Below are 1,348 nucleotides of genomic sequence, written 5' to 3' on the forward strand. Positions count from 1 at the left end.
GACGACGAAGAAATAGCCCTGGTCCTCGACCGGAAGGAAGGTCGAGGGCAGGCGCTGCCAGACGAAGTAGGTGGCGACCAGGCCGGCCGCGAACAGGCCGAGCATGATCCAGCGCAAGCGGATGAGAATGCGTACGCCATTGGCGTAGGCGTGCGATAGCCTGTCGAAGCCGGTGTTGAACCAGCGGAACGGGGCGAACTGCGTCTCGCCGCGATGCCGCAGGAAGGCCGCGCTGAGCGCGGGACTGAGCGTCAACGAGTTGAAGGCCGAGATGCCGACGGAAATCGCCACCGTCAGCGCGAACTGGTTGTAGAGCTTGCCGGAGACGCCGGGAATGAAGGCGACCGGCACGAACACCGCCATCAGCACCGCGGTGGTGGCGATGATCGGTCCGGTGACCTCGCGCATTGCGGCCTTGGTCGCCGCAAGCGGCTTGAGTCCGGCCTCCAGCTGTCGTTCGACATTCTCAACCACGACGATGGCGTCGTCGACGACGAGGCCGATCGCCAGCACCATGCCGAGCAGGGAGAGCATGTTGAGCGAGAAGCCGAGCATCTCCATGACGACCAGCGTCGCCACCAGCGACACCGGAATGGCGATGGTCGGGATGATCGTCGTGCGCCAGCTTTGCAGGAAGAGGAACACCACGGCGACGACCAGCACCAGCGCTTCGCCGAGCGTGATCAGCACGTCATGCATCGACGCCGAGACGAAGCGCGTCGTGTCGTAGTGCATTGCATAGGACACGCCCTTCGGGAAGCGGCCCGACAGCTCCTGCATCTTGTCCTTGACGCGCTGCTGCAGATCGAGCGCGTTGGAGCCGGGCATCTGGTAGACGGCGAGCACCACGGTCGGGTCCTTGCCGAAGAAGGCCGACGACGAATATTGCAGTGCGCCGAGCTCGATGCGGGCGACGTCGCGCAGCCTGACCAGCGAGCCGGTGTCGGTGTTGGCGCGCACGACGATGTCGCCGAATTCCTTTGGATCGCTCAACCGGCCGACGGCGTTGACCTGCATCTCGAAGGCGGTGCCGGCGGGTGCCGGCGATTGGCCGATCTTGCCGGCCGCCACCTGGACATTCTGCTCGGCGATGGCGTTCTGCACATCGACCGCGGTGATGCCGAGATTGGCGAGCTTGTCGGGATCGAGCCAGACGCGCATCGAATAGCGCCGCTCGCCGAAGATCTGCACATCGCCGACGCCGGGCAGGCGCTTCAGCGGATCGACCACCTGCAGATAGGCAAGGTTGCTCAGCGCCACCGGATCGACCGAACTGTCGGGCGAAGTCAGGTTGACGATGAGGACGAAGTTCGGGTTCTGCTTCTTGATCGTCACGCCGCCCTGGTTG

The 1,348-nt window shown here is 64.7% G+C and carries 1 protein-coding gene; it reads right to left on the bottom strand.

What is annotated here, in order from left to right; all coding sequences use genetic code 11:
* Positions 1-1,348: efflux RND transporter permease subunit (locus EN939_RS34350; protein ID WP_164751521.1), on the bottom strand; the 1,348-nt coding region annotated here is incomplete at both ends.

The sequence above is a fragment of the Mesorhizobium sp. M7A.F.Ca.CA.002.05.1.1 genome (assembly GCF_003998335.1).
Taxonomy (GTDB): Bacteria; Pseudomonadota; Alphaproteobacteria; order Rhizobiales; family Rhizobiaceae; genus Mesorhizobium.